At 59.6% G+C, this 7,023-nt stretch carries 5 protein-coding genes; all 5 read right to left on the bottom strand.

Features of this window, described 5'->3' with window-relative positions; genetic code table 11:
* Nucleotides 1–312: 312 nt before the first annotated feature.
* Nucleotides 313–993 (bottom strand): hypothetical protein, encoded by a 681-nt coding sequence (locus tag CKO36_RS08120; protein ID WP_200283139.1) that lies wholly within the window; start codon nt 991–993, stop codon nt 313–315.
* 148 nt (nt 994–1,141) lie between these two features.
* Nucleotides 1,142–2,353, bottom strand: a complete 1,212-nt coding sequence (locus CKO36_RS08115) for a lipocalin-like domain-containing protein (RefSeq protein ID WP_200283137.1) — start codon at nt 2,351–2,353, stop codon at nt 1,142–1,144.
* Nucleotides 2,353–4,872: an FtsX-like permease family protein gene (locus CKO36_RS08110; RefSeq protein ID WP_200283135.1), complete on the bottom strand. Its 2,520-nt coding sequence runs from the start codon at nt 4,870–4,872 to the stop codon at nt 2,353–2,355. Before CKO36_RS08110 ends, CKO36_RS08115 begins: the two co-directional genes overlap by 1 nt.
* A 19-nt stretch (nt 4,873–4,891) precedes the next feature.
* Entirely contained in the window at nt 4,892–6,697 is a 1,806-nt protein-coding gene (locus CKO36_RS08105; protein ID WP_200283133.1) for a sensor domain-containing diguanylate cyclase, read from the bottom strand.
* A 109-nt stretch (nt 6,698–6,806) separates the two neighbouring features.
* Nucleotides 6,807–6,989 (bottom strand): hypothetical protein, encoded by a 183-nt coding sequence (locus CKO36_RS08100; RefSeq protein ID WP_200283131.1) that lies wholly within the window; start codon nt 6,987–6,989, stop codon nt 6,807–6,809.
* Between the last annotated feature and the right edge of the window lie 34 nt (nt 6,990–7,023).

Raw genomic sequence — 7,023 nt, 5'->3', positions numbered from 1 at the left:
GCGTGCATCAATTCGCCAAGAACATCAACCGCAACGTCTTTGAAGTAGCGGATCGCCTGTGGGTAAAGATCGCCCTCGACCCAGAGGAAGAAAAACTACGTATTCCAGGTTAGGCGCGGTTTAGCAGCTGCTTGATTGAGCAACACGGCGCTCGCATAGCGGGTGCAGATCCTGGCGGCCGTGCACGGGTGTATCACCGAGATTGGGGGCGCGGCATCCCTTAAGAAAACGTGATGCGATCGCCCTAGGGTTCTAGCTCCACATCCTGGGTGTCTGGCTGGAACCGGGCGGTCGAAAGCTGGCCGCTTGATCTCATATATCATGGTCGCAGACATCCGCGACCACGGCCCTTACGACATACTGGCCCGAGAAGCGGCGCTCGTCCTCCGCCTCGGCTTTGCGGGCATCGTCCCAGCGTCCGTTGCCGATGTTGCGGACCATGCGTGTCGGGCAATAGATGCGATAGCTGTAGTTTTGGGGAACCGAGGCGCGGCCTCTGGGCGGGAAATAGGTCACACGGAAACCGGCCACGAAGAGGCCGGGCTTGTCCGGCTCGGGTGTCGTCACCTCGCCCCGCTGGATGTCGTCATAATGCGAGGTCGTGCGGATGTAATCCCCGGTCAGTTCGACTCCCATGCCAAAGTCCTCGCAGCGTCCTTGCTGCTCCGCATGAAGGCCCATGGGCGTCCCGCTCAGCTCGATCGTGCAGCCGTACCCATGATAGATACCGAGATATCCCTCGTGCTGGTGTGGCAACTCCAGCCGTGCCTGGTCGATCGCGCCATAGTGTCCAGAGGCGTTCAGCAATATTGCCTCCGCGCTCAAGAGGGCGCCCTGACCATGCTTGAACTCGATGGTCAGGGTGCTGGAGGTCTCGGCGCTCTCCAGGCTGTAGGTGCCGGCGACCAGTGGGCCGACGTCCGCAGACGCACCCTGGGCGATTGGCAGACCCGCGAGGATCGAACAGTAGGCAATGACGCGTGACGTCTTCATCGAATGGATTCCTTGTTGGTGTGTGTCGGCCGAAATCTCGGGCCGGGGTGGCGGCACGCTTGACCCTGGCAGCGGAGGGAGGGCCAAGCGCCCACGGATGACGCGCCCGAGGTCGCCTTTTTTGCCAGCTTACGTTGGAAGTGACAAGTTACAGAGACGATTGTCGCTGCCAGTAACCGGTCATTTCCAGATAGCCACGGCCGATCTCGGTCGGTTCGGGCTTCGTTTCGACTGCGCTGTCTTGAGCGGCACCTTCTTTGAGCACCCGCACCGCGCCCTCCCAGTAGATCGTTTGCGTCGAGCGGCGCGAGTCGAGTTCTTGATCGTCCATCAAGGGCCGCAGTCGCAGCCGGAGATCGTCGATCTCAAGCGTCCATTCCACCGGATAGCGTGTTCCGGTGCGCGGTGACTGCCAGTGACGCCTTGGGGTGAAGCAGATCTCGTCCGGTCCTAGCACTCGTTTGGGCTGGCCGGGGCGGAGCAGGGTGCCGCCGGCCCATAGGGTGGAATCATCGGCGCGGCGCATGCGATAGGCCATCAGCGAGCCACCGTCGTGCAGATTGATGCCGATCCAGTCCCAGCCCTGCGCCTGCTCGGGCAGATAGGCGGTGGACCATTCGTGATCCAGCCAGGCGCGGCCGGTGACTCGATGCGCCGGGCTGTTGCCTTTCCCTTTTTCGCTTCCGTTTCCTGTTGCGACCAGGCGCAGCTCGCCGGTCACTTCAAGCTGGGGGCGGCTGTAATAGTGGCTGGCATCTTGCGGATTCGGACTCTTCTGGCTGAAGCCGGCCTGGCCGTTCAGCACGGGCGGGCCGGCTGGGGTCAGTGTGAGATCGAAGGCAAAGTCGTCGGCTTCGATGCGCGTGCGATAAGTGTCTTCGCTGCTGCCCCCATTCGGAGTGCGTCTCAGCGTCCAGTCGCCGATCCAGACCTGGGTGTCGGTCGGCTCGGCGCCGGTCAGGGGTGGCAGCACGCGCGCGGCGCGCTCAGCATGCCGCAGATGATCGCTGCCCGGGTCGGCAATCGCGGCGTGGGCCAGCAGCAACTGACGGGGCGCGAAGCGGCTGGGGTTGTCGGCGCCAATGCCGGTGGCGGAGCGGAAGAAGGTTACCTGAAAGCCGCGCTCGCGGCCTTGGGCGTCGGTCAGCCAGCCGGTGATATACCACCACTCGGTGCGATAGTCCGGGTGAGCGCCGAAATCGCGTGGGAAGCTCAGTGCTCGGTCAGGGGTAACGGGCGCGAAGTTGCCGACATCCGTGGCGGCTGCCAGCCCCGGCAGTGTCAGGATCCCAGCCGTCAGCAGAGTCGTCAGCAGCGCTGTCAGCAGGTGTGGCAGGCGAGGGTGTCGATGGCGCGTCATTACCAGTCCTCCCGCACCGCGAGCACCGCATCCTGGCGCATCGCCTGGGCACCGGCGAACCGCGCTGCGCCAGCCGCGAGCAGAACCATCGCGCTCGCAAAGACCGCGAGCAGCCCGCCCGGCACGGCCAAGTCCATGCTCCAGTGGAAGCTCTGACGATTGATGACCTCGATCAGCACCCAGGCGATGCCGCCGCCAGCGACCAGGCCGACAATCACGGCCAACAAGGCGCCAAGTGCCGCTTCCAGCCCGAGTAGCCGCCCGATGTCGCGCCGGCGCAGCCCCAGGTGGCGCAGAATGCCAAACTCCTTGCGCCGGCTGCTGGCCAGGGCCGCGAAGGTGGTGGCGATGCCGAACAGCCCGATCAGTACCGCAATGCCCTCCATCAGATAGGTGACCAGAAAGGTGCGGTCGAAAATTGTCAGGATCATGGCGCGCAGATCGCCTGGCAGAATCATCTCGCTGACCGACTCGCCCAAGGTGTCGCGAATGGCCTGCATTAACATCTCCGGCTCGGCATTCGGTGTCAGCATCAGGCCCAGATCATTGGTCAGCGCATCCCCGCTCAGAGCGCGGTAATCGTCCATGCGGATCACGATGGAACCATGCTGTCGGGCGTAGTCGCGCCAGATGCCAGCGATGATGAAGGATTGCAGGTCGCCGCCCAAGGGCAGTTCCAACCGCTCGCCAATGTGCAGCGCGCGCTGATCGGCCAGGGCTTCGGAAATCCAGGCCGGCGGTCTATCCGTGTCCGTGACCTGTAAGTGACCCGCGACCAGAGGCAGCCCACCGGCGCCATCGATACGTCGGGCGATCAGGCTGATCGCCGGTGCCCCAGCTTCCAGTCTGACGCTGTCGAAGCGCACCGGGTAGATATCCCGCACGCCGGGCAGGGCGCGCACTTGGGCGATCTGCTCGGGAGCAAGAAAGCCGCTGGCGCTGGAATCTGATGCACGCAGGTAAAGGTCTGCTGGCAGCATACGCGTAAGCCAATCATCAACCGAACCACGGAAGGAATCGACCATCACCGCCATGGACGCGGCCAGCGCAACACTGGCCACCACGCCAGCGCCGGCGACCACCGTCTGCCCAGGCGCGGCGGTGAGTCGCGCTTGGGCGAGCTGTGGGATCGGGCCGGTGGCGAAGGCGAGTCCAAAGCGCAGCCCGCCGAGTACCTGGGTGACCCCTGGTAGCGCCAGAATGGCGGCGAGCAGAATCAAGAGCACCGCCAGATAGCCGAACACCGGAATGCCCCAGAGCGGTGGCAGGATGCAGAGCAGGGCAGCGAGCAGCAGACTGCCGAGCGTGGCCACCCAGTGCGGGCGGGCGCGATAGGCCTCGGCCTCATCGCCGGCTTTCAGCGCCTGGGCCGGAGCGGTGCGCGCGGCCTCGCGCGCCGGTAACCAGGCACCCGCCAGTCCAGCGGCCACGCCCAGAGCGAGATAGATCAGGGTCGCCAGCCATTGCCAGCTCAACTGCGGACTCAGGCCTCGGAAAAAGCCGGCCCCGAGATCGCCACCGACGGCTGCAAAGGCCAGGGCGGCGAGCAAATATGCAAGTACTGCGCCGATGAAGCCGCCGAGCAGCCCGAGCAGCGCGCCTTCGGCCAGTAAGCCGCGCCACAACTCGGCGCGCGTCAGCCCCAGGGCGCGCAAAAAGGCCAGCTCCTGGCGGCGGCGCACCACCGCCAGCCACTGGGTCGAGAACACCAGAAAACCGCCGGTCAACAGGGCAATGGTGGCCAGCATGGTCAAGTTGACGCGATAGGCGCGGGTGAGGCCGAGGGATTCGTTCGCGGCTTGCGCGGGCGGTAGCACCGTCAATCCCGGTGGAAGCTGTGCGGCAATCGCGTCGCGCGCCTGCGCCGGTGGTCGATCATCGCGCAGGCGCAGATCGATCCGGGTCAGCACGCCGATGCGAGAGAACTGCAGCTGCGCCCCGGCGATATCCATCACTGCCAACGCCTGCCCGACACCAGCCGCCGGTACGCGCCCGGCGATACGCAGCTGACGCTCTTCGGTGCCAGCTTGCAAGGTCAGTGTGTCGCCGGGCTTGAGTGCGAGCCGCTTGGCGGCGGCCGGACTCAGAAAGAGCGCGTCTTCGCGCAATGTTGCCAGTAGATCCGGGGCGTCCTCCGCGCTTGCAGGCTCCGGTATCAGCGACGGATTCACGGCTCCGAGCCTCAGTACATCGACGCCGAGAATGCGCAGGGTCTCGCGGCTGCCCGGCAAGCGCGCGCTCAGTTCCAACACCGGGCTGGCTGCTGCCACCTCCGGTAGTTGGGCGATACGGGCATAGAGGCTGTCATCAAAGCCACTCGCACCGGCGAGCACTTGCAGATCGGCTTGACCGTTCAACAGGCGCACACCGCGCTCGAATTCATCCAGCGCACCACGATGAATCAACTGCACCGCCAGTCCCAGCGCCACTCCGAGTGCAATTGCCAGTACCGACAGCGCCGTCGGTAGGCGCCGCCGCCACAGGTTGGCGAGGAAAATATGACGCAGGATGGTGGTCATGATTCAAAATTGGAAATATTCACTTACTGATGACAACCCGGTTTCGGCCTTGATCCTTGGCTCGATACAGCGCCTCGTCTGCCACTGAAACGAGATGTTCCGGGCTCTTGCCCTCATGGGGGCTCGCCGCAGCTACGCCGAATGACATGGTGACATAAGTGGTGTCGGATTTTGGGTGTTTGATTGCCAGCGCCTCGACGGCTGAACGGAGTCTTTCAGCGGTGATGGCTGCGCCCTGGATATCCGTGTTTGGCAGCAAAATCAAAAATTCCTCGCCCCCATAGCGTGTGGCCAAATCGCCGGGACGCTGAAGGCCGTGCTGAAGCGTCTGCGCCACCTTGACCAGGCATTCATCGCCGCCCTGATGACCATAGTGATCATTGAACTGTTTGAAATAATCGATATCGCATAAAATAACGGCGAGCAATCCCTGCTCTCGCTTTAATCGCTGCCATTCGTCGCGTAAGCGTTTATCGAGAAAGCGCCGATTCGCCAAGCCAGTGAGGCCGTCCTTCATGGCGATGCGTGCCAATTCCTCGTTGGCCTGTTTGAGTGCCTCAGTGCGTTCGGCCACCTTCACTTCCAAGCGTACTTTTGCTTCTCGTTCAGTTTCGATCAATTGTTGCTGAAAACGTGTGTTCTGATTCTGCAATAACTTGATTCGATAAGCCAATACCAGGGAGAAAATGGTCAATTCCGCCAGGGAACCGGGTATATAAAAGTACCGCGTGAACAGGCTATAGGGAATCAAATCCATTAACAGCAAGGCAAGTAAAATGATCCCGGAAAAATAGAGCCCCATACTCAATAGGTAGGAACCGGAAAGAGTGATGCCTTTCAGCATGGCATAGACTGCCAGAAACATAAAAAACAGATAGGCTAATAACCCAAGAAACGAAAGGTATTGATAGTAGCGGACATCAAAAAAACTGGCGATGCCCAATAGGAGTGCCGCGCTGGCAATTCCAATCAATATTTTGTCAATTTTTGGGAAATTGACTTTTGTTTGCAGTAGCCTTCTGGTGAATAAAGCCAGGAATATTAGGGCGAAATTGGTGATGGGGTTGAGTTTATAATGAAGGTTTTTGTCGATACCCAGGTAAAGATCAAATCCGCTATATAGCAACACCCAGGCAATATACGTAAAACCATGTAAAAAATAGTAGAGATAGAGTCTTTCATTGAGCGCAAAAAACAAAAACAAATTATAAATAAGCAAGGCGCTGGCAGCGCCAAAATAGAACATGTAAATGGCTGTTTGCAGTAGCTCCCAATTCAGGAATATTTGCGGCTTTTCGCAATACAAACCAATGGTGAGCATGCCATAATTGGACTGAAGCTTTAGATAGACTGTCTTGGCTTCTCCCGGGGCCAGCGTTACTAGAAAGATAGGATTCCGGTTATAGATGTGACGTTTTTCGAGCGGCACCTCGAGTCCGGCTGATTCCTCATGCCATGACGCTCCCTGTCGGTAGTAAATACTGGCTTGCTCGGTAAAGGGCTCGTCAAATCGCACAATGCGATTGACCGACTTACTGGAGTTGTTCTCCAGAGTAAAAATAAACCAATAGTTGATTTCCGTGGATTTTAGGTAAAATCGAGACGATGTCAGAGCGCCTTCGATACGGCCCGATGCGATCTCGTCAATCGTCAATGACTTGGAATCATCCTGAATGACATAAACCCGGAATGGGTTAGGAGCGATACCTGTCGTTGAAACATCATAGGAGGGTATCGAGGCTGGGCTTGCCAGTCCTGTTGAAGTCATGATGAACAAGAGGACGAAGGCGAAGAACTGTCCCGATTGCAGGATTGTTTGACCCATTGTGAACACCATGGCTCATGGCGAGAAACAGCGACAGATCATTTTTTCACACTGGAAGCTTTGTCGCAGGAACAGATAAATCAGGTAATCGGTCTTTTATTGGCGGTGTTTAAAGTCCGTTGGCTTCCGTCCAGTCCTTGAGTTGTTCCAGCACGGTCAAAGATGATCGGCCGAAGTCGGTGATGTTGTAGGTGATAGAGCCTTGCTCGATCGAGCAGGGTTCGGTGCAGGCGTTGAAGACGGTCTTGCGCCCTTCGGGTTGCAGCTCGACGACGGCTTTGGTGGTCTTCATGGTTACCAAAAGCATACTGATTAATATTGGTTAG

Source organism: Rhabdochromatium marinum (assembly GCF_016583795.1).
Lineage (GTDB): Bacteria > Pseudomonadota > Gammaproteobacteria > Chromatiales > Chromatiaceae > Rhabdochromatium > Rhabdochromatium marinum.
Note: the sequence above shows the minus strand (reverse complement) of the source record. Positions and strands in the feature narration are given on the sequence as shown.

Coding starts and splice junctions, on each gene's coding strand:
- CKO36_RS08115 (WP_200283137.1), bottom strand. CDS start 2,353: ATGACGCGCCATCGACACCCTCGCCTGCCACACCTGCTGACAGCGCTG.
- CKO36_RS08110 (WP_200283135.1), bottom strand. CDS start 4,872: ATGACCACCATCCTGCGTCATATTTTCCTCGCCAACCTGTGGCGGCGG.
- CKO36_RS08120 (WP_200283139.1), bottom strand. CDS start 993: ATGAAGACGTCACGCGTCATTGCCTACTGTTCGATCCTCGCGGGTCTG.
- CKO36_RS08105 (WP_200283133.1), bottom strand. CDS start 6,697: ATGGGTCAAACAATCCTGCAATCGGGACAGTTCTTCGCCTTCGTCCTC.
- CKO36_RS08100 (WP_200283131.1), bottom strand. CDS start 6,989: ATGAAGACCACCAAAGCCGTCGTCGAGCTGCAACCCGAAGGGCGCAAG.